26 protein-coding genes are annotated in these 26,586 nt (G+C 72.3%); 3 read left to right on the top strand and 23 right to left on the bottom strand.

Annotated elements, in window-relative coordinates; all coding sequences use genetic code 11:
- Nucleotides 1–89: 89 nt before the first annotated feature.
- The 22 genes from Q7L65_RS20320 to Q7L65_RS20215 form a co-directional block, all read right to left on the bottom strand.
- The gene (locus Q7L65_RS20320) at nucleotides 90–3,443 is read right to left on the bottom strand and encodes a chromosome segregation SMC family protein (protein ID WP_304723950.1); all 3,354 of its coding nucleotides are present in this window, start codon (nucleotides 3,441–3,443) and stop codon (nucleotides 90–92) included.
- Nucleotides 3,444–3,450: 7 nt separating this feature from the next.
- Nucleotides 3,451–4,104: a ribonuclease III family protein gene (locus Q7L65_RS20315; protein ID WP_304724174.1), complete on the bottom strand. Its 654-nt coding sequence runs from the start codon at nucleotides 4,102–4,104 to the stop codon at nucleotides 3,451–3,453.
- A gap of 21 nt (nucleotides 4,105–4,125) precedes the next feature.
- Nucleotides 4,126–4,389: an acyl carrier protein gene (locus Q7L65_RS20310; RefSeq protein ID WP_304723948.1), complete on the bottom strand. Its 264-nt coding sequence runs from the start codon at nucleotides 4,387–4,389 to the stop codon at nucleotides 4,126–4,128.
- Nucleotides 4,386–5,399: a phosphate acyltransferase PlsX gene (plsX, locus tag Q7L65_RS20305; protein WP_304723946.1), complete on the bottom strand. Its 1,014-nt coding sequence runs from the start codon at nucleotides 5,397–5,399 to the stop codon at nucleotides 4,386–4,388. The genes Q7L65_RS20310 and plsX overlap by 4 nt, the downstream gene beginning before the upstream one ends.
- 35 nt (nucleotides 5,400–5,434) lie before the next feature.
- Entirely contained in the window at nucleotides 5,435–5,626 is a 192-nt protein-coding gene (gene rpmF / locus Q7L65_RS20300; RefSeq protein WP_304723944.1) for a 50S ribosomal protein L32, read from the bottom strand.
- A gap of 93 nt (nucleotides 5,627–5,719) precedes the next feature.
- Nucleotides 5,720–6,235: a DUF177 domain-containing protein gene (locus Q7L65_RS20295; protein WP_304723942.1), complete on the bottom strand. Its 516-nt coding sequence runs from the start codon at nucleotides 6,233–6,235 to the stop codon at nucleotides 5,720–5,722.
- Nucleotides 6,236–6,272: 37 nt separating this feature from the next.
- The gene (locus Q7L65_RS20290) at nucleotides 6,273–7,859 is read right to left on the bottom strand and encodes an acyl-CoA synthetase (protein ID WP_304723940.1); all 1,587 of its coding nucleotides are present in this window, start codon (nucleotides 7,857–7,859) and stop codon (nucleotides 6,273–6,275) included.
- 79 nt (nucleotides 7,860–7,938) lie between these two features.
- The gene (locus Q7L65_RS20285; RefSeq protein WP_304723939.1) at nucleotides 7,939–8,889 is read right to left on the bottom strand and encodes a hypothetical protein; all 951 of its coding nucleotides are present in this window, start codon (nucleotides 8,887–8,889) and stop codon (nucleotides 7,939–7,941) included.
- A gap of 56 nt (nucleotides 8,890–8,945) precedes the next feature.
- The gene (locus tag Q7L65_RS20280; protein ID WP_304723938.1) at nucleotides 8,946–9,776 is read right to left on the bottom strand and encodes a hypothetical protein; all 831 of its coding nucleotides are present in this window, start codon (nucleotides 9,774–9,776) and stop codon (nucleotides 8,946–8,948) included.
- A complete protein-coding gene (locus tag Q7L65_RS20275) occupies nucleotides 9,769–10,881 on the bottom strand; it encodes a DNA recombination protein RmuC (RefSeq protein ID WP_304723937.1) in 1,113 nt (370 codons plus the stop codon). The genes Q7L65_RS20280 and Q7L65_RS20275 overlap by 8 nt, the downstream gene beginning before the upstream one ends.
- Before the next feature lie 93 nt (nucleotides 10,882–10,974).
- The gene (locus tag Q7L65_RS20270) at nucleotides 10,975–11,484 is read right to left on the bottom strand and encodes a macro domain-containing protein (RefSeq protein WP_304723936.1); all 510 of its coding nucleotides are present in this window, start codon (nucleotides 11,482–11,484) and stop codon (nucleotides 10,975–10,977) included.
- 36 nt (nucleotides 11,485–11,520) lie between these two features.
- Complete coding sequence (locus Q7L65_RS20265; protein ID WP_304723935.1) at nucleotides 11,521–11,985, bottom strand: ATPase; 465 nt, start codon at nucleotides 11,983–11,985, stop codon at nucleotides 11,521–11,523.
- Between the two features lie 16 nt (nucleotides 11,986–12,001).
- Nucleotides 12,002–12,499 carry a pantetheine-phosphate adenylyltransferase gene (gene coaD / locus Q7L65_RS20260; RefSeq protein WP_304723934.1) on the bottom strand — a complete coding sequence of 166 codons (498 nt, stop codon included), beginning with the start codon at nucleotides 12,497–12,499 and terminating at the stop codon, nucleotides 12,002–12,004.
- Nucleotides 12,486–13,028, bottom strand: a complete 543-nt coding sequence (gene rsmD, locus Q7L65_RS20255) for a 16S rRNA (guanine(966)-N(2))-methyltransferase RsmD (RefSeq protein ID WP_304723933.1) — start codon at nucleotides 13,026–13,028, stop codon at nucleotides 12,486–12,488. The genes coaD and rsmD overlap by 14 nt, the downstream gene beginning before the upstream one ends.
- 76 nt (nucleotides 13,029–13,104) lie before the next feature.
- On the bottom strand, nucleotides 13,105–15,228 hold the full coding sequence (gene recG, locus Q7L65_RS20250) for an ATP-dependent DNA helicase RecG (RefSeq protein ID WP_304723932.1): 2,124 nt from the start codon (nucleotides 15,226–15,228) through the stop codon (nucleotides 13,105–13,107).
- A 118-nt stretch (nucleotides 15,229–15,346) separates the two neighbouring features.
- On the bottom strand, nucleotides 15,347–17,116 hold the full coding sequence (locus tag Q7L65_RS20245; protein WP_304723931.1) for a DAK2 domain-containing protein: 1,770 nt from the start codon (nucleotides 17,114–17,116) through the stop codon (nucleotides 15,347–15,349).
- A 26-nt stretch (nucleotides 17,117–17,142) separates the two neighbouring features.
- Nucleotides 17,143–17,331, bottom strand: coding sequence for a 50S ribosomal protein L28 (gene rpmB / locus Q7L65_RS20240; protein WP_304723930.1), 189 nt, complete (start codon nucleotides 17,329–17,331; stop codon nucleotides 17,143–17,145).
- A gap of 46 nt (nucleotides 17,332–17,377) precedes the next feature.
- The gene (gene ribH / locus Q7L65_RS20235) at nucleotides 17,378–17,851 is read right to left on the bottom strand and encodes a 6,7-dimethyl-8-ribityllumazine synthase (RefSeq protein ID WP_304723929.1); all 474 of its coding nucleotides are present in this window, start codon (nucleotides 17,849–17,851) and stop codon (nucleotides 17,378–17,380) included.
- Complete coding sequence (locus Q7L65_RS20230) at nucleotides 17,841–19,163, bottom strand: bifunctional 3,4-dihydroxy-2-butanone-4-phosphate synthase/GTP cyclohydrolase II (protein ID WP_304723928.1); 1,323 nt, start codon at nucleotides 19,161–19,163, stop codon at nucleotides 17,841–17,843. Before Q7L65_RS20230 ends, ribH begins: the two co-directional genes overlap by 11 nt.
- The gene (locus Q7L65_RS20225; RefSeq protein WP_304723926.1) at nucleotides 19,160–19,750 is read right to left on the bottom strand and encodes a riboflavin synthase; all 591 of its coding nucleotides are present in this window, start codon (nucleotides 19,748–19,750) and stop codon (nucleotides 19,160–19,162) included. Before Q7L65_RS20225 ends, Q7L65_RS20230 begins: the two co-directional genes overlap by 4 nt.
- Nucleotides 19,750–20,880 carry a bifunctional diaminohydroxyphosphoribosylaminopyrimidine deaminase/5-amino-6-(5-phosphoribosylamino)uracil reductase RibD gene (ribD, locus tag Q7L65_RS20220; RefSeq protein WP_304723924.1) on the bottom strand — a complete coding sequence of 377 codons (1,131 nt, stop codon included), beginning with the start codon at nucleotides 20,878–20,880 and terminating at the stop codon, nucleotides 19,750–19,752. Before ribD ends, Q7L65_RS20225 begins: the two co-directional genes overlap by 1 nt.
- 52 nt (nucleotides 20,881–20,932) lie before the next feature.
- On the bottom strand, nucleotides 20,933–22,663 hold the full coding sequence (locus tag Q7L65_RS20215; RefSeq protein WP_304723923.1) for a glycosyltransferase family 39 protein: 1,731 nt from the start codon (nucleotides 22,661–22,663) through the stop codon (nucleotides 20,933–20,935).
- A 138-nt stretch (nucleotides 22,664–22,801) separates the two neighbouring features.
- Between Q7L65_RS20215 and Q7L65_RS20210 the strand changes: the two genes are divergently transcribed.
- Genes Q7L65_RS20210 through Q7L65_RS20200 form a run of 3 tightly spaced genes read left to right on the top strand, consistent with a single transcriptional unit; the run spans nucleotide 22,802 to nucleotide 25,827 of the window.
- The gene (locus Q7L65_RS20210) at nucleotides 22,802–23,863 is read left to right on the top strand and encodes a glycosyltransferase family 2 protein (protein WP_304723922.1); all 1,062 of its coding nucleotides are present in this window, start codon (nucleotides 22,802–22,804) and stop codon (nucleotides 23,861–23,863) included.
- Nucleotides 23,860–24,480 carry a class I SAM-dependent methyltransferase gene (locus Q7L65_RS20205; protein WP_304723920.1) on the top strand — a complete coding sequence of 207 codons (621 nt, stop codon included), beginning with the start codon at nucleotides 23,860–23,862 and terminating at the stop codon, nucleotides 24,478–24,480. Before Q7L65_RS20210 ends, Q7L65_RS20205 begins: the two co-directional genes overlap by 4 nt.
- Before the next feature lie 9 nt (nucleotides 24,481–24,489).
- Entirely contained in the window at nucleotides 24,490–25,827 is a 1,338-nt protein-coding gene (locus Q7L65_RS20200) for a lipopolysaccharide biosynthesis protein (RefSeq protein ID WP_304723918.1), read from the top strand.
- A gap of 12 nt (nucleotides 25,828–25,839) precedes the next feature.
- Here the strand turns inward: Q7L65_RS20200 and Q7L65_RS20195 are convergent, their stop codons facing one another.
- The gene (locus Q7L65_RS20195) at nucleotides 25,840–26,493 is read right to left on the bottom strand and encodes a TVP38/TMEM64 family protein (RefSeq protein ID WP_304723915.1); all 654 of its coding nucleotides are present in this window, start codon (nucleotides 26,491–26,493) and stop codon (nucleotides 25,840–25,842) included.
- Between the last annotated feature and the right edge of the window lie 93 nt (nucleotides 26,494–26,586).

Raw genomic sequence — 26,586 nt, 5'->3', positions numbered from 1 at the left:
CCTGCCGCGGACGCAGGGAGCGCTGCGGGCGCCAGCCCGTGAGCGACCGAGGACAAAGGCAGGCGCGTCGAGACGACGTCTGATGCGCCTCAGGCGGCGGAGCCCGCTACCTCGGCCTCCGCCGCCTGCTCCGGCGGCAGTCTGCGCGAGATCACCTTCGATATGCCGTCGCCGCCCATCGAGACGCCGTAGAGGCTGTCGGCCGCCTCCATCGTGCGCTTCTGGTGCGTCACGACGATGAACTGCGCGCGCTCGCGGTAGGTGCGCAGCAGTCTCAGGAAGCGGTCGATGTTGAGGTCGTCGAGCGCCGCCTCGACCTCGTCGAGGATGTAGAACGGGCACGGTCTGGCGAGGAAGACCGAGAACAGGAACGCGAGCGCGGTCATCGACTTCTCGCCGCCGGACAGCAGCGTCAGGCGCTTCATCGACTTGCCGGCGGGCGTGATCTCTATCTCGACGCCATGCAGGTCCTCGTCGTCGCGGTCCTCTGTGTCGCTGTCCAGCTCGGCCGCCTCCGCCGCCGCCTCGGCCTCGCTCGCGTCGGAGCTCTCGCCGCCGATGACGGGGCGCGGGCCGGAGTCCTCGCGCACGAGCCGCAGTCTGCCGCGGCCGCCGGGGAAGACCTGTTGCGCCAGCTCTTCGAAGTTTCTCGCCGCCGCCGCGAACGTCTGCTCGAACGTCTCGCGGATCTGGCGGTCGGTGTCGCGGATCAGCGTCGCCAGCTCGCGCAGCGCCGACTCGAGGTCGTTGCGCTGACGCTCGAGCTCCTCGACGTGCGCGAGCGCCTCGTCGTACTCGTCCTTCGCGAGCGGGTTGACGGGCCCGAGCTGCTCGCGCCGCTTCGTCAGCCGCTCGATCCGCTGCGCCAGCGCGGCGCGCTCCTCGTCGGGCAGCGGCTGCTCGGCCGGTTCCGGCTCCAGGCCGAGCCGCTCGGCGAGCGTGCGCAGCTCCGTCTCCGCCTCCTGCGAACGGTCGCGCGCCTGCTGGGCGCGCACCTCGGAGGCCGTCACGGCCTCGCCGTCGCGCTTCAAGCGACCCTGCAGCTCCGCTTCCTCGCGGGCGCAGGCGCGCAGCTCGACGGCGACGTGCTCGCCGGCGGCGCGGTGCGCGGCCAGCTCAGCGTCGAAGACCTCCACGCGCGCCGCGATCGCGCTGGCCAGCTCGGCGAAGACCTCGACGAGCCGCTCCGCCTGCGGCACGACCGCCTGCTCGCCTGCCACACGTGCCTCGGCCAGCGCGATGCGGCCGCTGCGCTCGGCGCGCTCGCGCTCGGCGCGCTCGACGAGGCGTCTCTCTGCGGCCAGCTCGGCCTCGATCTGCGCGCGGCGGATCGCGCCCGGACCGGCGTCCTCGGCCTTGCGGCGCTGTTCGATCAGCAGCCGCGCGCGGTGCTCGGACTCGCGCGCCTCGTCGGCGGCGCGGACGATCTCGCGGACCGCTCTCTCGGCCTCGTCGCGGGCGGCGTCGACCGCGCCGATCCCGCCCGATGCGGCCTCGACGGCCTGCAGCGCCTCCTGCTCGGTGCGCGCCGCCTGCTCGCTCTTGACGATCAGCGCGTCGCGGCGGTTGCGCTCGGCCAGCACGCGCTCCTCGCCGCCGCCCGGGACCTGGCGCAGGACCCGCAGCGCGCCGTTCCAGACGCGGCCGTCGGCGGTCACGGCGGTGCCGGTGAACGCTTCGGCGACCGCGGTCACGTCCTCGACGATCCACGTGTCGGCGAGCAGCGCGGTGGCGATCTCGAGCGTTGCGGCCGGGCCGCGAACATGGTCGAGCAGGCGGTCGGCGCCGGCGCAGGGCGGATTTGCACCGGAACCAGGTTCATCTTCGTTGGTCGCGCTTGCGGGAGCCGACGCGCTGGCGGGAGCCGACGAGCTGGCGGCCGGAGCGGCCCCGTCGGCGGCCGCGGACGCGTCGCCGGGAACGGACGCGGCGGCGGTCGGCCGCGCCACCAGCGCGCTCCCGCCATCCCGCCCCGATCTCTCCAGCAGCCTGATGCCCTCCGCGCGGTCGGCGACGACGGCGGCGCGCAGGCGGCCGTCGAGCGCGGCGGCGAGGGCGAGCTCGAAGCCGCCGTCGACCTCGAGTCTGTCGGCGAGCGCGGGGGCGCCGCCGGGGGCGCCGGCCTGCGAGCGCAGGAACTGGTTCGCTGCCGCCAGCTCGCCGCCGACCCTGGCAGCGTCGCGACGGGCGGTCTCGACGACCTTCTCGGCCTCGCGGCGTGCGGCGCGCGCGGCCTCGGACTGCTGCTCCGCCTCGGCCAGCGCGGCGTTGCGCTGCGCGGTGATCGCGCCCAGCCGCTCGACCTCCGCCCCGGCGGCGGCGCGTCTGGCCTCCAGCTCCGCCAGCTCGCGCTCCAGCTCCGTTCTGCGGTCGCGCTCCAACCGCTCCAGCTCTTCCTGCAGCGACGCGATCCGGCCGGCGGCCTCCGGGTCGGCGACGTCCGCGGCGGCCTGCTGGCGCAGCGCGGTCAGTTCGGCGTCGTGGCGCACGATCCGCTCGTTCAGCGACGTCGCGGTGGCGCGGACTGCCTCCAGGCGCATCCCGACGCGCTCGTTCGCCGCCCGCGCGCGGTACGCACGGCCGGACAGCTCCTCGCGCTGCTCGCTGCGCTGCTGCAGCGCCTGCTCGGCCTCCTCACGCCGCTTCGCGACGCCGCTCAGCGCCTGCTCGGCCTCGTCGCGGCGGGCGCGAGCGCCTCTGACCGCCTCCTCGGCGTGCTGCAGCTCCAGTCGCGTCGCGCGGACGGCGTCGCGGCCCAGCTCCCAGCGCGCCTCCAGCGACTGGCGCTCGATCCGCTCGTGCAGCTCGGCCGCCTCGGCCTGCCGCTTCAACGGCCGCAGCCGCGAGCGCGCCTCGCGTTCGACGTCGAGCGCGCGATCGAGGTTGTCCTGCGTGCGCGCGAGCTTCAGCTGCGCGCGGCGGCGGCGCTTGCGGTGCTTGCCGAGGCCGGCGGCCTCCTCGATCAGCAGGCGCCGGTCCTTCGGCTTGGAGGTCACGATCGCCTCGACGCGGCCCTGCGAGATGACCGAGTGCGACTCCTTGCCGAGGCCCGTGTCGGACAGCACCTCGAGCACGTCGGCGAGGCGGCAGCGGGCGCCGTTGAGGCGGTATTCGCCGTCGCCGGAGCGGTCCAGCCTGCGCAGGATCGAGACCTCCGCGAACTCCATCTCCAACGTGCCGTCGGAGTTGTCGAGCACCAGCTCGACCTCGGCGCTGCCGCTCGCCTTGCGGCCGTGGCCGCCGCCGAAGATCACATCCTGCATCGACGCGCCGCGGATCGCCAGCGGCGACTGCTCGCCCATCGCCCACAGCACCGCGTCGGTCACGTTGGACTTGCCGGACCCGTTGGGACCGACGACGACGCTGACACCGGGACCGAACGCGAGCTTCGTGCGGTCTGGGAACGACTTGAAGCCCTTCAATGTGAGCGACTTCAGGTGCATTGGGCTCCTATGCTCCCATGGCGCCCAGCGCCGCGCGCGCCGCTTCCTGCTCCGCGTCCTTCTTCGAACGACCTCGACCGTTGCCGACCTCTCTGCCGGAGACCTCGGCGATCACCTGGAAGATGCGGTCGTGCGGCGGTCCCTCTTCCTCGGAGACCGAGTAGACGACGACGTCACCGCGCCTCGCGAGCCGCTCCTGCAGCGCCGACTTGAAGTCGACCGGGTGCTCCAGCGCGCGCTCGATCTCCGGCTCGAACGCCTCGACGACCGCGTCGGCGGTGACGTCGTAGCCGTTGCTGAGGTAGCAGGCGCCGATCACGGCCTCGATCACGGACGCGAGCACGCGCTCGGTCCGCACGAGCGCGTCGGCGTTCTGGCCGACGCCCTCGGGCGCGGCGGTGCGCAGCCGCTCCGGCACGCCGAGCCGCTCGGCGACCTCCATGCACGATCTGCCGGAGACAGCCTGGGCGCGGATCTTCGTCAGCCGGCCGGCGCCGTAGCGCTCGGCCTCCAGACGCGGATACAGATGGGTCGTGACGGCGAGCCCGAGCACGCTGTCGCCGAGGAAGGCGAGGCGCTCATAGGAGTCCGAGCGCCGATCGGTCCACGACGAGTGCGTGAAGACCTGTCTGGCGAGGTCGTCCGGAAGCCGGTCGAGCAGTTCGGCGAGCAGGCGCAGCGCTCAGGCCCCGGCTTCGCGGTCCGCGACACCGGAGGCGAGCACGAAGTCGACCGCCTGGCCGACCGTGAGGATCCCTGCCGCCTGCTCGTCGGACATGCGGACGCCGTAGGTGTCCTCCAACTCCTGCACGAGCGTGTAGAGGTCGAGCGAGTCGGCCTCCAGGTCCTCGCGGAAGCGAGTGACCTCCTGCACGCGGGCGGGCTCGATCGTGAGCTCGTCCGCGAGGTGGGTGCGGATCAGGGTGAGAATGGCCTCGCGGGTCATGTCTGTTGGACGCTAGCCGGGGCGTCGGACGAAGGTGCCTGGCGCAGCGCGCCGGCCGCGTCGAGCGCCGCCAGCGTCCGCCCGACGACGTCCTCCTGCACGGCCCGCTCGGCGACCTCGATCGCGCGGGCGAAGCCGGTGCGCGTGAAGCGGCCGTGCGCGACGACGCCGGTGCGGCGCAGCCCGAGCATGTACGCGCCGCCGGCCAGCTCGGGGTCGAGCGTCTCCATCAGGCCCGCGAGCGGCTTGCGCAGCATCATCCCGCCGGCGCGGCCGCGCGGCGTTCTCATCGCGGTCTCTCTGATCGAGCGCATCAGCTTGCTGGAGACGCCCTCGATCAGCTTCAGCGTGATGTTGCCGGTGAAGCCGTCCATCACGACGACGTCCGCGACGCCGTCGGTCACCTGGGTGCCCTCGATGTTGCCGATGAAGTTGATGCGGCCGCCCGTCTCCATCAGGCGCGCGTGCGCGGCGATCACGTCGGGGGTGCCCTTGCCGGGCTCCTCGCCGTTGGACAGCAGCCCGACGCGCGGCGCCTGCACGCCCATCACCGACTGCGCGAAGGCGGCGCCCATGAAGGCGTATTGGACGAGGTGCTCGGGGCGGACCTCGACGGAGGCGCCGACGTCGAGCAGCAGCACGGGCGCGCCGGGGACGGGCATCGGCAGCGCGAGCGCCGGCCGGTAGATGCCGCGCGCGCGGCGGATGTTGAAGAGGCCCGCGGCCAGCGCGGCGCCGGTCGAGCCGCCCGAGACGAGCGCGTCGGCGCGGCCTTCGGCGACGGCCTTCGTCGCGAGCACGATCGAGGCGTCGGGCGTGCCGCGCACGGCGAGCGCCGGATCCGGCGCCTTCGCGATCGAGCGCGGGGCGTCGACGACTTCGACTCCGTCGGGGACGGAGCCGATCTCGTCAGCTGGACCGAACAGCAGCACGCGGGTTCCGCGTGCCGCGGCGATGGCAGCGCCGGCTGCGACCTCGGAAGGACCGAGGTCGGCACCGTTCGCGTCCACGGCAACCGTGATCGGCGGCACGGTGGGCGCTTTGATCAGGCGTCGTCGCCGGAGGACGTGACGACGACGTCACGACCGGCGTACGTTCCACAGACCGGGCAGACGCGGTGCGGCCGTCGGGGGCTGTGGCACTGCGGGCACGCCTGCGTCGACGGCGCCGTGATCTTGTGCTGTGAGCGGCGCTTGTTCGTGCGCGAGTGGGATTGCTTCTGCTTCGGGACGGCCATAGAGCGGTGGAATGTACCAGGGACGGAGGCGGCGGCGCGCCGCGGCCGGCGTGCGCGCGAACGCGCACGCGCCAGCTCGCGCATGAGTTCGGCCTACAGCTCCAACTCGCGCAGCTTCGCCCAGCGCGGATCGGGCTCCGGCGCGTGCGCGTGGTCGGGCTGCTCGTTGAGGTTCTCGCCGCAGACCGCGCACAGGCCCGCGCAGTCGTCTCTGCACAGCAGCTGCGCCGGCAGGTTCAGCGACAGCGAGTCGCGCACCCAGCCGGTCAGGTCGATCACCTCGTCGGTGACGTAGGGGCTGTCGAGCTCTTCATCTCTGGCGCCGGGCTGCTCGACCTCGCGCGCGTCGACTCTGAAGCTGTTGCTGGACGGTTCGAGGCAGCGCATGCACGGTCCGTCGAGCGTCGCCTCGAAGCGGATCCTCAGTGCGTAGCCGTTCGCGGTCGTGCGCGAGACGTCCAGCCTGACGGGCACGATCGGCGGTGTGACCGCATAGGTCTGGCTGCTCAGCTCGAACTCCTGGACGGCGACGTCCAGGTCGATCGAGCGCCCCTCGCCGGAGGAGAGGCGCAGCGGCCCGAGATCGAACGTTTCGGCACTTTGGGACATCTCTTCAGCGTAGCGAGGAGCCACGCCGCCCGGCGGCTTAGCGAAGCTCTCGCTTCAGCACCTTGCCGGTGGCGTTGCGCGGCAGCTCGTCGAGGAAGACGACGTCGCGCGGGACCTTGAAGCCGGCGAGGTTCGCTCTGACGTACGCCTTCAGCTCGTCCGCCGTGCACTCGCAGCCGGCCTTCAGCACCACGACGGCCTTCAGCCGCTGGCCCCACTGCTCGTCGGAGACGCCGACGACGGCGACCTCGCGGATCGCCTCGTGGCCGGCGAGCAGGTCCTCGACCTCCGACGGGAACAGGTTCTCGCCCCCGCTTATGATCATGTCGTCGTCGCGGCCGTCGACGAACAGGCGCCCGCCCGCGTCGAAGTGACCGACGTCGCCGGAGGACATCAGGCCGTCGACGATCTCCTTGCCGCCGCCGCCCGTGTAGCCCTCGAACGGCAGCTCGTTGCCGACGAAGATGCGCCCGGTCTGCCCGGTCGGGACCTCCCGGCCGCTGTCGTCGAGCAGCCGCACGCGCGTGCCGACCGGCGGACGGCCGGCGGTGCCGGGCGCGGCGCGCATGTCCGCGGGCGTCGCGATCGTCGCCCACGCGACCTCGGTCGAGCCGTAGGTGTTGTAGAGCACGTCGCCGAAGCGGTCCATCACGCGCGTCGCGAGCGGGCCGGGCAGCGCCGAGCCGCTCGCCGCCAGCACGCGCAGCGACGAGGTGTCGTACTTGGCGAAGACCTCGTCGGGCAGCTCCAGCATCTTCTGCAGCATCACCGGCACGACGACGAGCGCGGTCGCTCTGTGGCGCGCGACGGCGCGCAGCGTGCCCTCGGGGTCGAAGCGCCGCCTGAAGACCATCGTCGAGGCGAGCGGGACGCCGAGCGTGAAGTGCGCGAGACCCCAGGTGTGGAAGATCGGCGCCGCGATCATCGTCGTCTCGCGCGCTCTCAGCGGCATCTTCGACAGCAGCGCGGCGGCCGCGCCGAGGCCGGCGGCGCTGCGCCTGGCGCCCTTCGGCGAGCCCGTCGTGCCGGACGTGAGGATGATCACGCGGCCGGGCTCGGGCGCGACCGGCACGCCGTTGGCGTCGCCCTTGGCGATCAGGTCCTCCAGCAGCGTGTCGCCGTTGCTGGACTCGCCATCGTGCCAGGCGATGAACGATCTGCGCCCGGCGCGGACCGGCTCGACGATGTTGGCGAACTCCTCGTCGTAGACGATCGCGGCCGCTCTCTCACGCTCGACGACCTCGGCCAGCTGCGGGCCGGCGAACGCCGTGTTGAGGTAGATCACGTTGGCGCCCAGACGCGAGGTCGCGACGGTCGCGTCGATGAAGCCGCGGTGGTTGCGGCACATCACCGCGATCGAGTCGCCGGGGCCGAGGCCGTGCTCCTTGAACGCGCTCGCGAGCGCGTTCGCGCGGCGGTGCACCTCGCCGTAGCTGAGCGTGCCCAGCTCGTCGACGATCGCGGGCTGATCCGGCGTGCGCGCGGCGGCGACGGCGAACGAGCCGGCGGAGGTCGTCCCCCACTTCTTCAGCGCGACCGCGACCTTCGCGATCCGGTCCGGCCGCGTCGGGCCGAGCAGGCCCGATTCGAAGAGCGTCTTGACGACGAACGCTTGATGTGACACTTGACTCAGCACGAGGCGTATCCAACCACGAACGGTGACGGACGCGTGTCAGTTTGTGACAGGGGCGGAATCCTCGTGCTCACGGCAGCTCCAGGCCGCGCGGGGTCTCGCCCCGCTCCACGAGCGCGTGGATCTCCGCGGCGCGGCGGGGATTGAGGAAGACGTGGCGCTGGCCGACGCTCGGCTTCTCCAGCAGCAGGCCGGCGTCCAGCAGGCGCTCGCCGATCGCCAGCGCGAGCGCGCGGTCGTGGCCGGCGAAGCCGCGCGCGAGGTGGCTGATGTCGGTGTGGTAGCCGCCCCACTTGCCCATCCCCATCAGGCGCTGGAGGATCCGCCGGGCGACGCGGCGGCCGCGGTCGGCGTCGTCGTGCGGGCGGGCGACGTCGGAGGTCGGGTCGAGGATCGAGATGACGTCCTCGTCATGCTCGCGCAGCGAGCCGGCGTCGGCCGGCTGACCGCCGAAGCGGGCGACCGCCTCCGCGATCCGCAGCGGGTGCAGCTCGCCGATCGGCGGGCGCAGGTCCTCGACGTCGGCGAGCACGGCGGCCGGCACCCCGTAGGCGGCCGCTCTGAGGCGGTCGACGTGCTCGAGGTGGTCCGGGAAGAACTCGAGCGCGAACTCGACGTGCTCGAACAGGTCGCCGCCGGTCAGCGGGAAGCTGAGCGCGAGCCAGCCCTCCCAGCTGCCGACGTTCAGCGCGAGGTCGCGCGCGTCGCCGGGCGCCATCGCCTCGCCGCCCTCCACGAGCGCGCCGACGAGCGCCGCGACGAGCACGAAGCCGCGCTCGACGACGGCGTCGGGGTCGGCGCGCAGCGTCGGCTTGACCGGCGCGACCGCCAGCAGCCGCTCCTTCTCCGCCGCGATCGCGACCGGGACCGGCGCGGCGGGCGGGTAGCCGGAGCGCGCCTGCTCCAGCTCGTGCGCACCGTCGGCGAGCGCGTCCAGCAGCTCGGCGCGGATCTGCGCCGCCCGGTCGCGCGGGGCGCGGATGCCGCCGGCGTCGGTGATCACGCTGCCGAGTCTGGTCATGGGCCGCCGAAACCCTAACGATCGGTCGCGGCAGGGTTGTCGCGGGTTGGTCCGCGTCAGCCGGCGCAGGCGGATCTGCCGGCCGCCGGTCTGACGCCGGCCGCGGTCAGCACGTAGGTGCTCGGCGCGACGTCGACCTGCAGCGGTCTGCCGTCGACGGTTATCTGCGCCGTGCCGACGCCGATCCTCAGGAAGAGGCTCGCTCTGCGGACCGTGTACGGGCCGGTCCGCGTCCCCTCCCACAGCTTCGCCCCAGTGCTGCCGTCGGCGACGCACATGTACGACGCCTCCGTCGGAACGATCCGCAGCACGACGGTTCTGGGCGGTGTCGTCGCCGTCTCGACGTCCGCCGCCGCGGTCGCGGTCGGCAGGACGCCCTTCGTGTCCTCGCCCCCGCCAATCGTGCCGCGCAGCACGACGACGGCGAGCAGCAGCACGAGCAGCGCCCCGAGTCCCAGCGCGCCGACGGCGAATCTGCGCTCGCGCGTGACAGGACCGGTCGGCGCGTGGCGCGCAGCGACGTCGGCGGGGCGCAGCGAGCGGCGGGAGCGTCTGGGTGGCGGCGGAGCGTCCGCGGCGGCCGGCGCCGGCACAGCGGTCGCGGCGCGCAGCTGCACCCACTGCTGCGGCTTGACCGTGTCGAGCGGCGGGTCCGCTGCGATGCCCGCGACGGTGAGCGCGGCCGTCGCGCGGCGGCGGCCGTCCGGGGTGTCGCCGCCGAAGCGGGCGAGCAGCTCCGCCGCGGGGCGCTTGAAGCCGAACGGGGTCGCGACCTCGCGCGCGAGCGCGGCGGCGGTCGCGGCGTCTTCCAGCGAGACCGCCGCCGGTGCTTCCTGCCACGCGCCCGCTCTCGTGGTCCTGTCGCGGCGCTCGCTGCGGTCAGGCATCGTTCGCCTCGTGGCGCTCCGAGCCGTCCGCGCCGCGACGCCACTCCGAGTCCGGCACCGCGACGGCCTCGCGCAGCTCCGGCGCGTGCAGTTCGCGGGCTGTCAGGTCGATCGGGGCGACGGCGGCCAGCTCCTGGTCGCGGCCGATCACGCCGTGGTCGGAGAAGCGACGGGCGCTCGGGAGCACGCGGGCGTCGAACGAGCCGACCGCGTCGTTGTAGGCGCCGACCGCCCCGCGCAGGCGCGAGCCGACTCTGTCGAGGTGGGCGCCGAAGGTCGCCAGGCGCTGGTGCAGCTCGCGGCCGAGGTCGGCGATCTCGCGGGCGGACTCGGCGACCTGCTCCTGCTGCCAGCCGTAGGCGACCGCGCGCAGGAGGGCGATCAGGGTGGTCGGGGTGGCGATCAGGACGCCGTCGCGCACGCCCTCCTCCAGCAGCGACGGGTCGGCCTCCAGCGCGGCGCTGTAGAAGTGCTCGCCCGGCAGGAACAGGAAGACGAAGTCCGGCGCGGTCGGGAACTGCGACCAGTACGCCTTCGCTGACAGTCTGCGGACGTGCTCGCGCAGCAGTCGGGCGTGCTGGGCCAGCTCATGCGTCCGTGTCGTCTCGTCCTGCGCCTCGTAGGCGTTCAGGAACGCGTGCAGCGGCGCCTTCGCGTCCACGACGACGTGCTTGGCGCCGGGCAGGTGGACGATCAGGTCCGGCCGCAGCACCCCGCCGTCGGTCGTGACGCTGCGCTGCTCGCTGAAGTCGCAGTGGTCGAGCATGCCGGCCAGCTCGACGACGCGGCGCAGCTGCAGCTCGCCCCAGCGCCCGCGCGTCTGCGGCTGGCGCAGCGCCGCGACAAGGCCGGAGGTCTCGGTCCGCAGGCGCTCCTGCGAGGAGACGAGCTGGCGGATCTGCTCGTCCAGCGCGCCGCGCTGCACGGCGCGATCGCGGTCCAGCGCGGCGAGCCGCTCGTCCACGCGCCGCAGCGAGGCGTGGATCGGCTCCACCATCGCGTCGACGCTCTCCGCGCGCCGTTCGGTGACCGCGCGCGAGCGCAGCGCGACGAAGACGGCGACAGCGCCGAGCAGAAGGCCGATGAGAAGCCAGATCGCGGACATCGAGGTGAGCGTTGCGCGGGCCGCGGACGGAATGCAATCCCCGTTGCACGCGCTCGTTCGGAGGTATCGGCGCGCGTGGCGCCGATCTGAACGTCAGCCCGGCAGCGCCGCCGTGAACGCCGCGTGGGCGTCGGGGCCGCGAACGGCGAAGACGATCCGCTCGAGCGTCGAGTCCGGGGTCTCTTCGAGGTGGCGCAGGACCTCCTCGATCTCGATCTGCGCGGCCTGCTCCAGCGGGAAGCCGCCGACGCCGGTGCCGAACGCGACGAGCGCGAGCGAGCGGACACCGAGGTCCTCGGCGCGGCGCAGCGTCGCGGCGGTCGCGGCGCGGACGATTTCGGCCGAGGTCGGGCCGCCCAGCTCCATCGTGGCGGCATGGATCACCCAGCGGGCCGGCAGCCGGCCGCCGCCGGTCTCGATCGCCTCACCGAGGCCGATCGGGCCGACCGCGTCGCTCTCGTGCTGCACCCACGGACCGCCGGCGCGTGCGATCGCGCCCGCGACGCCGCCGCCGTGCTGCAGCTGCGTGTTGGCCGCGTTGGCGATCGCATCGACCACCAGCGCGGTGACGTCCGTGTCGAGGATCTCGATCGCGGCGGGCACGGAGGCAGGCCGATCGGACGCGCGCCGCCGGCCGGGCTAGCCGACTTCGGCCGGCTCGTCCTTGCCCTGCAGGCGCTCGCGTCCGCGCTGCACGGCCGCGATGAACTTCGACAGGTTGACCTCGAGCGTGTTGAGGATCTCGTCGGCGTAGTCCTCTGCGCCGAGCCGGATCTCGCGCTCGCGGGCACGGGCGTCCTCGATGATGTCCTCGGCGCCGCGCTCCGCCTGCTTGGTGACCTCCTCCTCGGAGATCAGGCGATCCTGGCGCTCACGCGCTTCTCTGAGGATCCGCTCGGCCTCGCGCTTCGCCTCGGCGAGCATCTCCTGACGCTCCTTGACGATCCAGCGAGCCTGCTTGATCTCCTCAGGGATCGTGGCACGCATCTGATCGAGGAGATCGTAGATCTCCTCCTTGTCCACGCGGACCTGGTCGGTCAGCGGCACAGGCTTCGCGTTGTGGACGAGGTCGTCCAGCTTGTCGATCAGGACCAGGACATCCATCGGAACCTCTGTTTCGTCACCGGCTGAGTTCTTCCTTCAAGCGCGTCGCCACGAAGTCGGGGACAAGGTCGTCGATGTTCCCACCGAACGTCGCAAGCTCCTTCACGCCGCTGGAGCTCAGGAAACTGTACTGCGGCGAGGCCATCAGATACACGGACTCGACATCTGGGGCCTGTCGGCGGTTGAGCTGGTGCATCTCCAGCTCGTACTCGAAGTCCGAGATCGCGCGCAGTCCCTTCACGATCGACTTGGCGCCGACGGAGCGTGCGAAGTCGACCAGCAGGTTGCTGAACGCCTCGACGCGGACGTTGCCGAAGTGCTCGGTCGCTCTCTCGATGAAGCCGATCCGCTCGGGCGTCGTGAAGAGCGTCTTGCCCTTGCGGTGCGGCAGGTTGACGACGCCGACGACAACCTCGTCGAAGACGCGCGAGGCGCGTCCTATGACGTCCAGATGGCCGTTGGTGACGGGGTCGTAGGACCCCGGGCAGACGGCGATTCGGTTATTCAGGTTCATAGATGCGAATGAGTGTGTCGCCATAGCGGCGTTCGTCGGTCAGGGACAGCTCGAGTCCGAGCGGCTGGCGACGATCGCTCTCGCACACGATCCTTCCGTCCGCGGCGATCAGCTCCGCGAGCGCCGGCGAGAGCTCGCGGCCCAGCTCGGGCGCGAGGCGGTATGGAGGGTCGAGAAGCACGAGATCGTATTCATGCCCGCTTCTGCGTGCTGCACGCATGAATGCCTGCGCCTCCTGGCGGCGCACCGTGACGGCCTCGCGCGGCACTCTCAGCGCCTCCAGATTGGCCTTGATCGCCCGTGTGGCGGGCTCCGCGCTGTCGACGAGCGTCGCGTGCGCCGCCCCGCGCGAGAGCGCTTCGAGTCCCAACGCGCCAGATCCGGCGAACAGGTCGAGCACGCGCGCGCCGTGCAGCGGGCCGAGGATCGAGAACAGCGCCTCGCGCACGCGGTCGCTCGTCGGCCGCGTCGCGTCGCCCGGCGGGGCGGTCAGTCTGCGTCCGCCGTAGAGGCCCGCGACTACCCGCACAAGATCGCCGCCGACTCGGGAGAACGAGCCTTCAGGCGAGTTCTCCAAGCATGGCCCGAGGCCGCAGGCCGAGCGGTCATGCCGCGATCGGCGCCATCGCATCGGGGCCGAAGACCTCGGCGAGGGCGTCCTTCAGCAACGCGTGCTCGGGCGCGTCCAGCTCGGGATCGGCCTGCAGCAGCTGCTCGGCGCGGAAGTGCGCGCGCTCCAGCAGGTCCTCGTCGTCGGGCAGGATCGCGATCCGATAAGCGACCTCGCCGTGCTGGCGTACGCCGACGATGTCGCCCTCGCGCCGCAGCACGAGGTCGATCCGCGCCAGCTCGAAGCCGTCGCCGTGGGCCGCGAGCGCTCTGAGACGGGCCGAGTCGGTCGGTCCGAACAGCAGGCAGAGCGACTTGTGCTCGCCGCGGCCGATCCGCCCGCGCAGCTGGTGCAGCTGCGAGATCCCGTAGCGCTCGGCGTCCTCGACCAGCATCACGGTCGCGTTCGGAACGTCGATCCCGACCTCGATCACGGATGTCGCGACGAGCACGTCGGCGCCGCCGGCGGCGAATGCTCTCATCGCCTCCTGCTTCTCTCTCGGCCGCATCTGCCCGTGCATCAGCACGACGCGGAAGTCCTTGAACTCGGTTCTTCTGAGCCGCTCGAACTCCTCCGTCGCGGCGCGCGCCTGCAGCGCCTCCGACTCCCCCACGAGCGGGCAGACGACGAACGCCTGGCGCCCGGCGCGCAGCTCCTCGCGGATCCGCTCGTAGGCCCGCTCGCGCGCCTTCTCGCCGCTGGCGACGTGCGTCTCGATCGGCTGGCGGCCGCGCGGCAGCTCCCTCAGCGCGGTGTGGTCGAGGTCGCCGTGCTCGACCAGCGCGAGCGTGCGCGGGATCGGCGTCGCGGTCATGTGCAGCACGTGCGGGGTCAGGCCGGGCGGCGCCTTGCGGTCCAGCGCCGCGCGCTGGCGCACGCCGAAGCGGTGCTGCTCGTCCACCACGACGACGCCGAGGCGGGCGAACGCGACCGCGTCCTCGATCAGCGCGTGCGTGCCGACGATCAGCGCCAGCTCACCGCTGGCGAGCTTGCCGAGCAGGTCTCTGCGGCGCCCGCCGGGGGTCGAGCCGGTCAGCAGGCCGATCTGCAGCGCGTCGGCGCCCATCAGCCCCTGGATCGTCGCGAAGTGCTGTTCGGCGAGCGTCTCGGTCGGGGCCATCAGCGCGCCCTGCCAGCCCTGCTCGACGGCGCGCAGCAGCGCGAACAGCGCCACGACCGTCTTGCCGGAACCGACCTCCCCCATCAACAGCCGCTGCATCGCGCGGTCGCGCGCGAGGTCGGCGTCGACCGCCGCCATCGCGCGCTGCTGGTCGCCGGTCGGCCTGAACGGCAGGCCGGATTCCAACCAGCGGGCGCTCAGCTCGCGCGGGCCGTCGAGCTGCGGCGCTCTGGTCGACTGCTCGCGCCGGGCGCGGCGACGCAGCAGGCCGAGCTGAAGCAGCAGCAGCTCGTCGTAGGCGAGCCGGCGGCGGCCGTCGACCGGATCGCGCTCGCGGCTGGGGAAGTGGACCGCGGTGAGCGCCGCGTGGCGGTCGGGCAGCTCGTCGGCGAGCCGCACGCGCGCGGGCAGCGGCTCGATCGTGTCGGCGATCGCGTCGCGGTGCTCCTGTGCCAGCGCGAGCAGCTGGACGGAGCTGATCCCCTCGCTGGCGGGGTACTGCGCGACCTGCTCGACGCCCGCGACCTGCTGCGTCGTCGGCGCGTGGCCGGAGACCTTGAAGCTGCGCTGGCCGAGGCGGCCGGTCAGCATCAGGCGCGTGCCGGGCCGGTAGCGCTCGACCAGCCACGGCTGGTTGAAGAAGGTCACCTTCAGCGAGCTGGTCTGGTCGACGACGGTCGCCTCCACGAGCGGTCGCATCCCGCGCCTGCGAACCGGGCGCGAGCTGATCGAGCGGACCTCCACGAGGATCGTCGAGGTCTCCTCCTCGACCAGGTCGGCGATCGTGCGCGCCTCGCCGCGGGCGCGCGGCAGGTGGCCGAGCAGCTGCCCGACCGTCTGCACTCTCAGCGTCTCGAGCGCTCTCGCGGCTCTCGGACCGGGCGCGTCGAGCTCCTCGCGCAGGCGCGAGGGGCGTGGCAGGCGCAGCGGAGCGGCGCGCAGTTGGTCGTCGTCGAGCGGCTCGGTGCTCGCGAACTGAAACGGCGGGGTCGACGGCATGGCGGCAGCCGACACTATGGCGCGAGCGGCGGCGCGATCGCAGCGCGGCGCGCGACCGGAGCGCGGCGCACCCGTGGGCGCGGCCGGCCGCCGCGGCGGCGGAGCGGCACCCGGCGCGTCACTCGGCCGACAGCAGCCACCACCAGCTCGGCTGGCCGCCGGGCTGGAGGTCCAGCTCTATGCCGTCGCCGGTCGAGCGGGCGAGCGCGATGACGGCGTCGTCGGGCAGCGGGGCGCCGGTGCCGCTGATGCAGGTGATCAGCTCGGCGTGGACGGCGAGCCGCTCCAGCACGCCGCGCAGCGTCGCGGCCGGGTCGCCCCAGGCGACCAGCTCGTCGCCGAGGTAGCCGACCGCGTCGCCGACGTGGAAGCGGCCGGCGACGTCGTCGCGTGCTGCCGCGGCGATCGCGCCGGTGCGCACGCGCGCCAGCGCCGCCTCCATCGCGGTCGCGTTGAGGCCCGCGTCGCGCGCCGGGTCGAGCACGAGCGCCGCCGCCAGCCCGCCCTGCTGGGTGCGCGAGCGCACGACGATCACGCGCTTCTCCGACAGCTCCGCCGCTCTCTCGGCGGCCATGAAGACGTTCGAGCTGTTCGGCAGCACGACGACCTCCTCCGCGGCGATCGCGTGGATCCCCGCAAGCAGGTCGTACGTCGAGGGGTTGAGGGTCGGGCCGCCGTCGAGCGCCTGCGTGCCGAGCCCCTCGAACAGCGCGCGGATGCCGTCGCCGGAGACGACGGCGAGGACGCCGGTCGTGGCGGTCGCCGAGCCGGAAGCGGCGCCGTTGAGCGCGGCGCCGGCGCCGTCGGGCACGCCGCCGTCAGCGTCGCCGAGCGCGCCGTCGCCGGTCGCAGAGCTGGCGGACACCGTCTCAGCGGCGCTCTCAGCCGCCGCCAACCGCTCCTCGCGCTCCTCCACCTGCGCCTGCATGTCCGCCACGTCCAGGTGCGAGATCTCGCCGGCGTCGGCGAACGCCGCCGTCGCGGCGTCGGGGTCGTCGGTGTGGACGTGGACCTTCAAGGTCTGCCTGTCACCGACGACGAGGACGGAGTCGCCGATCGCCTCCAGCGCCGGCACGAACGCGCGCGCCTGCAGGCCGGTGCCGATCACCGCGAAGTTCGTGCAGTAGCGGTACGTCGTGGACGCGTGCTGGGGGCGCGTGACGCGGGCGGCCTCGTGGTGGGCCAGCTCGGGCGGGTCGCTGCCGCGCAGCGCCGCGATGACGCCCGCGAAGAGGACCGTGAGCCCGTAGCCGCCGGCGTCGACGACGCCGGCCTCGCGCAGGATCGGCAGCAGCTGCGGACCGCGCGCGACGGACTGCTGGCCGGCGTCGAGCGCACGCTCCAGCACGTCGGCGATCAGCGCGTCCTGCTGCTCCGGCGGGGCGTCGGGATCCAGCCGCGTCTGCGGCATGTGCGCCAGCTCGGTCGCGATCCGGTGCGCCATCTCGCGCACGACGGTGAGGATCGTGCCCTCGGCGGGCTCGCGCACGGAGCCGTACGCCTGCTCTGCCGCACGCGCCATCGCGGCGCCGATCAGAACGGGGTCGACGAGCTCGCCGGGGCGGCTCGCCAGTTCCTCGGCGGCGCCGCGGATCAACTGGGAGAGGATCACGCCGCTGTTGCCGCGCGCGCCCAGCAGAGCGGCGCGGGCGACGGAGGCGACGATCTGGTCGCGCCCGACCTCGTCGATCGTCTGGTCGCTCTCAGCGGCGACGAGACGGTCGATCTCCTGCAGCACGGCACGCAGCGTGAGTGCCATGTTGTCGCCTGTGTCGCCGTCGGCGACGGGAAAGACGTTGAGGTCGTTGACCTCGTCGCGCCTCGACTCGAGCTGAGCGAGCGCGGCTTCTACGACGGCGCGGAAACGAAGAAGGCTTGGGTCGGACACAGGCCGGGAGCCGGGGTCACCGGCCCCTACGCCTTGGTGACCTTGCCGGCCTTGAGGCAGCGCGTGCAGACGTAGACGCGACGAGCGGTGCCGGCATCGTTGATGCGGATCCGCTGGAGGTTCGGGTCGAACCGGCGCTTCGTGGCCACTCTCGAGTGGCTTCGGCTGTTGCCGAACGCGGGACCCTTGGTGCAGACGTGACAGATACGGGGCATGGGTGCGAGAAGTATAGGGAGGTTGTGGGATTAAGGACGCGCGGGCTCAGAAGGCCGCGAAGCCGGGCCGCGCGCGCTGCTGCTTGACCGCTTCCTGCACCTTCAGCGAGGCGATCACGGCCTCGGCCGCGTGCGCGCCGCTGTCGCGCTTGGCGCCGCCGCCGACGCGCGCCTCGGCCTGCTCGCGCGTGTCGACCGTCAGCACGCCGAAGCCGACCGGCACGCCGGTCGTCAGCTGGACGTCCTGGATGCCGCGCGCGCACTCGCCGCAGACGTAGTCGTAGTGGTCGGTCTCGCCGCGGATCACGGCGCCGAGCGCGACGACGGCGTCGTAGCGGCCCGACTCGGCGGCGTACTTGGCCGCCAGCGGCAGCTCGAACGCGCCCGGGAGGTCGTAGACGTCGACGGTCGTGGCGCCGTGCTGCTCCAGCTCGCCCTTCGCGCCCGCCACGAGCTTCTCGGCGAGGTCCTCGTAGAAGCGCCCGACGACGAGCGCGAAACGACGGTTCTCAGCGCCCATCGGCGTTCTCCTGATCGCTCTTCTGGTGGTCGTGCTCGTGCTCCTCGAGGATCATCTCCTCGTCGAGCGCGAGGCCCTGATGGTGCAGCGTGTGGCCCATCCGGTCGCGCTTGGTGCGCAGGTACGCCTCGTTGTGCGGGTTGGGCGTCGGGATGATCGGGACCTGGTCGGTGACCGAGAGGCCGTAGCCCTCCAGCCCGATGATCTTCTTCGGGTTGTTCGTGAGGATCCTGATCGAGCTGAGCCCGAGGTCCTTCAGGATCTGCGCGCCGATGCCGTAGTCGCGCAGGTCGGCCGGCAGGCCGAGTCTGAGGTTGGCCTCGACCGTGTCGAGCCCCTCCTCCTGCAGCTTGTACGCCTTCAGCTTGTTCAGCAGGCCGATCCCGCGGCCCTCCTGCGCGAGGTAGAGCAGGACGCCCTCGCCCTCCTCCTCGATCATCGCCAGCGCCGACTCGAGCTGCTCGCCGCAGTCGCAGCGCAGCGAGTGGAAGACGTCGCCGGTGAGGCACTCGGAGTGGACGCGCACGAGCACCTCGTCCCTGCCCGCGACGTCGCCCTTGACCATCGCGACGTGGTGCTTGTCGTCGACCAGCGAGCGGTAGCCGACGACCTCGAAGTCGCCGAAGGCGGTCGGCAGCGCGGTCGAGACGACGCGCTCTATCAGCCTGTCGTGCTTGCGGCGGTAGGCGACGAGGTCGGCGACCGTGACCATCTTCAGGCCGTGCTGCTCGCAGTACGGGATCAGGTCGTGGACGCGCGCCATCGTGCCGTCGTCGTTCATGATCTCGCAGATCACGCCGGACGGGTTGAGGCCGGCGAGGCGCGACAGGTCGACGGCCGCCTCGGTCTGACCGATCCGCTCCAGCACCCCGCCGTCCTTCGCCTTCAGCGGAAAGACGTGGCCGGGCTGGACGAGGTCGCGCGGGGAGGCCTTCGGGTCGATCGCGACCTGGATCGTGTGCGCGCGGTCCGCGGCCGAGATGCCTGTCGTCACGCCTTCGCGCGCCTCGATCGAGACGGTGAACGCGGTCTCGAACGACGACTCGTTCTTGCTCGCCATCAGGTCGAGGCCCATCTCGTCGCAGCGCTCGCCGGTGAGCGCGAGGCAGATCAGCCCGCGCCCCTCCTTCGCCATGAAGTTGATCGCCTCGGGCGTGACGAACTGGGCGGCCATCGTCAGGTCGCCCTCGTTCTCGCGGTCCTCGTCGTCGCAGACGACCACCATCTTGCCCTGGCGGATGTCCTCGATCGCCTCCTCGATCGTCGAGAACGGCGTCCCGACGGTTCTCACGTCCGACTCCGACTGGCTCATCGATGCGCCCCCACGAGCTTCTCGACGTACTTCGCGAGCACGTCGACTTCGAGGTTGACCGGACGGCCGAGCTCGGCCGTTCCGAAGATCGTCCGCTCCAGCGTCTCGGGGATCAGCGAGACGCTGAGCGACTCGTCGTCGACCGCCGACACCGTCAACGAGACACCGTCGATCGCGATCGAGCCCTTCTCGACGACGTAGCGCAGCAGCTCTGGCGCGGCGGCGATCCGCACGATCCGCGCGAAGCCGTCCTGCGTGATCTCGGCGATCGTGCCGAGGCCGTCGACGTGGCCCTGCATGATGTGGCCGCCGAGCCGGTCCGCCGCGCGCAGCGGCAGCTCGAGGTTGACCTCGGTGCCGGGGCCGACGCCGGCGAGCGAGGAGCGCCGCAGCGTCTCGTTCATCACGTCGGCGGCGAAGGTTCCGTTGGCGGGATCGATCGCGGTCAGGCAGACGCCGTTGACGGCGATCGAGTCGCCCTGCGCCAGCTCGGCGCCGAGCGGGCTCGCGATCGCGAGCCGCACCCCCTCGCCGGTCGGCTGCACCGCGGCGACGGTGCCGAGGCCCTGTACGAGTCCGGTGAACATCACCACTCCTTCAGGCGGGCGGAGACCAACAGGTCCTCCCCCACGCGATCGCAGTCCAGGGTCAGCGCGCGCAGCGCTTCGGAGATCGTCTCGACGCCCTCGCCCTCGAGCGGGTCGCGCGCCGTGCGACCGCCGAGCACGAGCGGAGCGAGGAACAGCCGCAGCTCGTCGATCTCGCCGCCGTCGAGGAAGGCGCCGGCGAGGCGCGGGCCGCCCTCCAGCAGGATCGACGTGACGCCGACCGCGCCGAGCTGGTCCAGTGCGGAGACGACGCGCGCGGGCTCGTTGGCGCCGGTCGCGACGATCACCTCGACGCCGTGCGTCTCCAGCGCGTCGGTCGCGGTGCGCGGCGCGGCGCGCGAGACGACGACGGTCAGCGGCACCTCGGCGGCGGCCGCGACCAGCTGCGCGTCCAGCGGCAGCCGTGCGAGCGAGTCGAACACGACGCGCCGGGGCTGTCTGACGACGTCCGGTATGCGCGCGGTCAGCTGCGGGTCGTCCGCCAGCGCGGTGCCGATCCCGACCGCGACCGCGTCGCAGGCGGCGCGCCAGTGGTGCGCCAGCTCGCGGCTCTGCGTCGAGGAGATCCACTTCGAGTCGCCGGCGCGCGTGGCGACCTTGCCGTCGAGCGTCATCGCCGACTTGAACAGGACCCACGGGCGGCCGGTGCGGGCGTGCTTGCGGAAGGCCTGATTCAGCAGCCGCGCGCGGGCGGCGATCTCGCCGTCGGCGACGACGACCTCGATCCCCTCGTCGCGCAGGATCCCGAGGCCGCGGCCGGACGCCTTCTCGGTCGGGTCGTCGGAGGCGACGACGACGCGGCCGATCCCGGCGGCGATGATCGCGTCGGTGCACGGCGGCTGCTTGCCGGTGTGGCAGCACGGCTCCAGCGAAACGTAGATCGTCGCGCCGGTGAGGTCCTGGTCGCCCGCGGCGCGGATCGCCTCGACCTCCGCGTGGGGCGCGCCGTACTCGGTGTGCCAGCCCTCGCAGATCAGCTCGCCGTCGCGCGCGATCAGCGCGCCGACCTGCGGATTCGGGCTGACGCGGCCGCGGCCGCGCTCGGCGAGCTCGAGCGTGCGCGCGAGGAACAGCTGGTCGGTGTCGGTCGTCGGAGGCACGGGCGTCATCGTGCCCGGAATCTGCTGAAAGCGGACACTTCCACTGAGGATACGCAGCCGCTCACGAACAACCCCCGCCGGACAGTCTGTAGACCACGAGTTCCGGCCCCGGGCGCTCGTACGCGAGCGGGTAGTAGTCGAACGCCCAGTCGAAGTTGAACGTCGGCGGCGTCGCCCCGTCCTTGTACGGCGAGAAGCGCGCGACCTCGGTGCCGCGCTGTCTGAGCGCGTCGTAGTAGGCGATCGCCTGCGGCACCTGGTCGGGCTGCGCGAGCGCGCGATCGCGCTGGTGGGATCCGATCACGACCCAGCAGAAGCCCTTCGCGACGTACTCGTCGAGCAGCTCGGGTCGCAAGGTGCGCTCGTACTTGTCGACCTTCACGAAGCGCGTCTGGCCGTTCGGCAGCAGTCTGCCGAAGTCGTCCACGTCGGCGCGCGTGGTGTCCCACAGTCTCCAGCGCTGGCCGTCGGGCGTGGCGGGATTCGCGCGATCCGGGTCCTCGCTCCAGCGCGCGGGCACGATCGGCTCCAGCACGATCGGCGTGCCCGCGGGGATGTTGGCCTCCATCCAGGTGCGTGCGAGGCCGCGCGTGTCGGGGCGCGACAGCACGCGGTCGTTGTGGATCACGTAGATCAGGCTCTGGCCCAGCAGCACGACCACGACCGCTGCCGTGACAGGACGCGCGGCGCGCGGCCAGCGCTGCGCGACCAGCTCCGTCAGCCAGATCGCGAAGTACGCCGCCAGCACGCAGGCGATCGGGAACAGCGGCAGCAGCCAGCGGCCGAAGTAGCGGTCCTGCGTGCCCATGTACGCGAGGTAGACGACGACCGTCGGCAGCAGCACGAGCGCGATCCGCCACTGCTTGACCGCCAGCCGCACCGCCCCGCCGACCGCCAGCAGCGCCGGGATCCAGCCGAGTCCCCAGGTGAACGTCCAGAGGTAGTAGAGGACGCCGTTGTCCTGCGTCAGGCCGAGCTTCGCCAGCTCGTCGCCGCCGGCCAGCTCGCGCTGTCTGCCGATCCCGGCGCGGAACTCGTGGTAGCTCAGCAGCGCGTGCGGGTTGGCGATCAGGAAGCCGACGGCGGAGCTGAAGCCCAGCAGCGCCAGCGCCGCGAGCGCGTGCGCGAAGCCGGCGCGCTCCTCGCGCGTGCGCAGCAGGATCGCCGTCGCGATCGGCAGCAGCACGATCCCGGCCGTGTACTTCGTGCCGGCCGCGAGCCCGACCGCGATCCCGCCCAGCAGCACCGGCCAGACGCCGCCGCGCGTCAGCACGAGCGCCGCGCACAGCAGCGCCAGCGTCGAGGGGAGCATCGACGGCACGTCGTTGAGCGCGAGGTGGCTGTAGAAGACCGGCAGGAACGCGACCGCGCCGATCGCCGCCGCCAGCACGCCGACACGACGGTCGAAGAGGCGGCTGCCGAGCAGGTGCAGCAGCCAGATCGAGACCGTCCCCAGCAGCGCGACCGTCACGCGGGCGATCAGGAAGACCTTGCTCGGATCCTCGACGTAGGCGTGCGCGATCGCGTCGCGGCCGCCGAACCAGACCGCGTAGACGGCGTACAGCAGCTCGGTGAAGCCGGGCGGGTTGAGGAAGTAGCGCGGGTTCAGGCCGTGGCCGAAGAACCCGATCGCGACCGGAACGAAATGGCCTTCCTCGTCGATGTTGTAGGAGAACGGCAGGCCGTGGCCGATGCCCCACACACGCAGACCGAACGCGCCCAGAAGGACGGCGACCAAGCCGAGGGTGAGGCCATCGATCCGCGGGCTCAGCCGGCGTGCGTGGCGTTCCATCCGGTCCTTTGGGATACTGCGGCGCGAGTCTACGGCACCGGCCGTCGGTCAACGGTGGTCGCCCGTGCTCCTCGCGTGGTGCCACCATCAGTCCCGACGGCCCGCCACGGCCCCGCGCCCCCGGCGACACGGATTCCCATGAAGCTGATCATTCAGATCCCCTGTAAAGACGAGGAAGAGCACCTTCCCGCGACCCTCGCCGACCTCCCCAGAGAGATTCCGGGGATCGACGTCGTGGAGACGCTCGTGATCGACGACGGGTCGACCGATCGCACGATCGAGGTGGCGCGCGCCAACGGCGTCGACCACATCGTCAAGCTGACCAACAACAAGGGCCTCGCGGCCGGCTTCCAGGCCGGGCTCGACGCGGCCCTGAAGCTGGGCGCCGACATCGTCGTCAACACCGATGCCGACAACCAGTACTACGGCGGCGACATCCCGAAGCTGGTCGCCCCGATCGTCGCCGGCAACGCCGACATGGTGATCGGCGACCGCCAGGTCGAGACGATCGCGCACTTCTCGCCGCTGAAGGTGGCGCTGCAGAAGCTCGGCTCCTGGGTCGTGCGGCAGGCGTCGGAGACGAACGTGCCCGACACGACCTCCGGCTTCCGCGCCTACAACCGCGAAGCCGCGCTGCAGATGGTCGTCGTGTCGAAGTTCACGTACACGCTCGAGACGATCATCCAGGCAGGCAAGCTGCTCGTCGCGATCGACGACGTGCCGATCAGAACGAACCCGAAGACGCGCGAGTCGCGGCTGTTCCCGTCGATGGGCGCCTACGTGCGCCGCAACTCGATCTCGATCTTCCGCATCTACGCCCAGTACGAGCCGCTGCGCGTGTTCTGGAGCGCCGCGGTGCTGATGGGCGTCGTCGCCGCGATCGTGTGGGGGCGCTTCTTCGTCTCCTGGGTCCAGGGCGAGGGCGCCGGCCACGTGCAGTCGCTGATCCTCGGCGCCGTCCTCTTCATGGGCGCGATGCTGCTGTTCGCGCTCGGCGTGATCGGCGACCTGCTCGCCGCCCAGCGGACGCTGTCGCAACGCACGTTCGAACGCGTGCGGCGGATCGAATTGGCGATCGGCATCCCCCCCTCCCACTACGAGCCCGGCGCGCCGTCCCCCGCCGCCGGTTCCACCCCCGACGCCAAGACCGGCGACTCGGACACCGGCGAGACCGGCGAGCGAAAGGCACTCGAGGTATGAGCACGACATCTGCGGCCGAGGCCGTCCCAACCGGCAACACGTACGACAAGTACGGCTCGACCAACCCGGTCGTGCGCCGGCTGATGTCGAACTTCGAGCGCACGCTCGGCGAGCTGTTCCTGCGGGCCGCGCCCAGCTCCGTGCTCGACGTCGGCTGCGGCGAGGGCGTGCTGACGCACCAGTGGGCGCTCGCCTTGGGCGACAAGCGGATCGTCGGGATCGACCTCGACGACCCGAAGCTGCTCGCCGAGCAGGCGACGCGCCAGGCGCCGAACCTCGAGTACCGCGTGATGAAGGCCGAGAACATGCCGTTCGCGGAGAACGAGTTCGGCCTCGCGAGCGCGATCGAGGTGCTCGAGCACGTGCCCGATCCCGCCCACACCGTCGCCGAGATGGCGCGCGTGGCGAAGGACCACCTGCTCGTCTCGGTCCCGCGCGAGCCGCTCTGGCGCGGCCTCAACATGGCCCGCGGCTCCTACCTCAAGGACCTCGGCAACACGCCCGGCCACGTCAACCACTGGTCGAAGGCGTCGTTCGTGAAGCTGCTGTCGCAGCACGGCGAGGTCGTCGAGGCGCGCTCGCCGTTCCCGTGGACGATGCTCCTCGTGAAGCTCTGAGCCCGGATCATGAGTAGGGACGGTGGTGGCCGCAACCGCGGCCGTCTTGTCCTCACCGCGGGGATCGCCTCCACCGGGATCCTCTCGTTCCTCTACCTCGCGCTCGCCAGCCGCGAGCTGAGCGCGGTCGACTACGGGCACGTCAGCCTGTTGTGGTCGATCGCGTTCGTGATCCTGTCGGTGATCTACCGGCCGATCGAGCAGCTGCTCTCGCGCACGATCGCCGACCGCCGCGCGCGCGGCCTGCACGACCATTCGCTGCGCACGCCGGCGCTGATCCAGGCCGCCTTCGCGCTGCTGTTCCTGATCGCCGCGCTGGCGCTGCGCACGACGATCGAGGACGAGCTGTTCGACGGCTCCTCGTCGCTCTACTGGATCCTCGTGATCGCCGTGCTCGCCTACGCGGGCAGCTACTTCGCGCGCGGCTGGCTGGCGGGGCACGAGCGCTTCGCCGGCTACGGCGGGCTCGTGCTGCTGGAGTCGACCTCGCGCTTCCTCTTCGCGGTCGCGGCGGTGCTCGGGATCACCTCGGGTCAGACCGCGATCGCGATCGGCATCGCGGTCGCGCCGTTCGTCTCGCTCGTCGTCGTGCCGTTCGCGATCCGGCGGATGCAGCGTGGCGAGGGACCGGTCGGCGGCAGTGTTCTGGCCACGGCCGACGTGGCGGTGCTCGACGCGGCCGGCGAGGGACCGGCGCACGCCGAGATCGAGGAGGCGTCCAGCGACCTCTCGCTGCGCCACGGCAGCGGCTTCGCGATCGCGGTGTTCGCGATCATGCTGGCCGAGCAGACGCTGATGAACGCGTCGGTGCTGATCGTCGAGCACACCTCCGGCCCGGCGCTCGCCGGCTTCGTCTTCAACGTGCTGCTGATCGTGCGCGCGCCGCTGCAGCTGTTCCAGGCGGTGCAGACCTCGATCCTCCCCCACCTGACGGGCCTGGAGGCGCGCGAGAACAGCGACGCCTTCGCCCACGCGATCCGCGTCACCGTGCTGGCGATCGCCGCGTTCGCGGGCGCCTGCGCGCTCGGCCTGCTTGCGATCGGCCCGTGGGTGATGGAGACGCTGCTGGGCGACAAGGGCTTCGCCTACGAGCGTGGAGGCCTCGCCCTCGTCGCGCTCGGCATGGGCTTCCACCTCGTCGCCGGCACACTCAACCAGGCCGCCCTCGCGCGCGGCCGCGCGGCCCAGGCGGCGGTCGCCTGGCTGCTCGTCGCGGTGTTGTTCGTCGCCTGGGTCGCCTCCCCGATCGTCAGCGACGAGGTGATGCGCGTCGAGTCCGGCTACTTCGGCGCCGCGTTCATCCTGAGCGGCCTCTTGTTCGCGCTGTACCGGCGGCCGGCGGACTGAGGCGCGGCGGCTTCAGGTCGAGGTCGCGGTCGCCGCGCGCGGCTTGAGCCGCCACAGCAGCAGCGAGCCGCCGGCGCCGCCCAGGACGATCGAGGCGACGCCGACCGCGACGACGAGCGGGGAGCCGCTGCCGAGGCCCTGGCCCAGCAGCACGTACGGGACCGTCCGCAGCAGCGCGCCGACCGACATCGCGCCGAGGAACGCGGGCAGGCGGACCGGGGAGAGGCCGGCGGCGTAGTGGAGCCATGTCGCCGGCACGCCGGGCATCAGGCGAGCGCCGAGCATCGCGGCGAAGCCGCGCCGCTCCAGCAGCTCGCTGACCGTCGCGAGGCGTCTGCGGCGAGCGACGAAACCTTCGACTGAGCTGCGCGCGACGGTCCGCGCCAGCACGAACGAGACGAGCCCGCCGAGGACCGCGCCCGCAAGCGCCAGCCCGATCCCGCCGACGGTCCCGAACGCGAGCCCGCCAGCCGCGGCCAGCACCGTGCCGGGGAACAGCGCCGGCGTCAGCAGCAGCCAGGCAGCGAGCGCGACGAGCGGCGCGAGCGCCCCGATCGACAGCAGCAGATCGCGCAGATCCCCCGGCGACTTCGGCAGCAGCAGCGCGGCCGCGACGACGATCGCCACCAGCAGCACGAGGGCCGGCAGGAGGCGGCGGATCGGCATCCGGGGATGGTAGCCGGGGTGTTTTCGCGTCAGCCGTGCGCTGACATCGCACGCGCCTCGCCAGCGCGTGGGACACGACCGTTTGACGAGCGC

It is taken from the genome of Conexibacter sp. CPCC 206217 (assembly GCF_030646165.1).
GTDB lineage: Bacteria > Actinomycetota > Thermoleophilia > Solirubrobacterales > Solirubrobacteraceae > Conexibacter.
This window is presented reverse-complemented; position numbering and strand designations above follow the sequence as displayed.